This is a genomic window from Anaerostipes hominis (ex Lee et al. 2021) (assembly GCF_002270485.1).
Lineage (GTDB): Bacteria > Bacillota > Clostridia > Lachnospirales > Lachnospiraceae > Anaerostipes > Anaerostipes hominis.
This window is the reverse complement of record NZ_NQOG01000062.1, coordinates 1-1067: the sequence shown is the minus strand read 5'-3', so window position 1 is coordinate 1067 and position 1067 is coordinate 1. Positions and strand designations below refer to the sequence as shown.

1 protein-coding gene is annotated in these 1067 nt (G+C 44.8%); it reads left to right on the top strand.

Annotated features, from left to right (window positions below; genetic code table 11):
- The first annotated feature begins 7 nt into the window (after window positions 1-7).
- Window positions 8-1030 (top strand): group II intron reverse transcriptase/maturase, encoded by a 1023-nt coding sequence (gene ltrA / locus CI597_RS17510; protein WP_268876136.1) that lies wholly within the window; start codon window positions 8-10, stop codon window positions 1028-1030.
- The last annotated feature ends 37 nt before the right edge of the window (window positions 1031-1067 follow it).

Here is a 1067-nt window from a genome sequence, read left to right as displayed (position 1 = left end):
CAGGGTAATCCAGCAGGGTATAGCACAGATAATCAGCCCTATGTGCGAGCCGCTGTTTTCAGACCACAGTTACGGATTCCGTCCAAACAGGAGCTGTGAAATGGCTATCAAAGATATGCTCATGTTCCTCAATGAGGGATATGAGTGGATAGTGGACATAGACCTAGAGAAATTCTTCGATAACGTACCGCAGGATAAGTTGATGAGCCTTGTCCACAACATCATAAATGACGGAGATACGGAATCGCTGATACGGAAATATCTGAAAGCAGGAGTCATGGTGCAGGGCAGGTATGAGAAAACAGAACAGGGAACGCCGCAGGGTGGCAATCTGACGCCGCTATTGTCTAATATCATGCTGAATGAACTGGATAAAGAGATGGAAAGACGTGGATTGGGCTTCGTGAGGTACGCTGACGACTGTGTAATAGCAGTCAGAAGCGAAGCAAGTGCCAAACGTGTTATGTATTCGATAACGGACTGGATAGAGAGGAAGCTTGGTCTGAAAGTAAATGCAGATAAAACACACATAACAAGACCAATGAACCTCAAATATCTCGGCTTTGGATTCTGGAAAGATTCCAAGACGAAAGAATGGAAGTGCAGACCACACAAGGATTCTGTGCAGAAATTTAAGAGGACGTTAAAGAAGCTGACAGAAAGAAGAAAATCAATGGCGTTTGCGGAAAGGGTAAAACAGCTCAACAGGGTAATCCGAGGTTGGATAAACTACTTTGCAATAGGTAGGATGAAAACAGCAATGACCGACATAGACGCACATTTGCGTACAAGACTGCGAGTAATAATCTGGAAACAATGGAAAGTACCGAAGAAACGGCAGTGGGGATTGCAGAAGCTGGGTATAGGAAAAGACCTTGCAAGACAGACATCATACATGGGAGACCACTATCAATGGATAGTAACGAAAACCTGTGTAGTCAGGGCAATCTCAAAAGAAAAGCTGAAACAGGCAGGGCTTGTGAGTTGCTACGATTATTACATGGAACGTCATGCTTTGAAGTTATGTTGAACCGCCGTATGCCGAACGGCATGTACGGTGGTGTGAG